Consider the following 255-nt stretch of genomic DNA (forward strand, 5'->3'; position numbering starts at 1 on the left):
CCTGAAGAAGAACAGCTCGTCAAGGGACACGACCCACGCCTTTTCAGCCGGAACGGGGAAGCCCATGTGCGCGAGAAGGGTTATCTGGGCCATTAGCTCAAGGAGGCTCGTCTTTCCGCCACTGTTTGCCCCTGTGAGGATGACGACCCTCTCATCCTCCGGGGCACCTGAATCCGGAACATCGAAGCCTTCCGGCTTATCTCCAACAACGTAGCTCACCGGCTGGGGTTTCTCGATGAAAAGATGACGCCCGTT

General features: G+C 57.6%; 1 pseudogene. It reads right to left on the bottom strand.

Annotated elements, in window-relative coordinates:
• Window positions 1-255, bottom strand: a pseudogene (locus E3E36_RS12845) (endonuclease MutS2); the annotation flags it as partial.

Origin of the sequence: Thermococcus sp. M36 (assembly GCF_012027355.1) — an archaeon.
Lineage (GTDB): Archaea > Methanobacteriota_B > Thermococci > Thermococcales > Thermococcaceae > Thermococcus.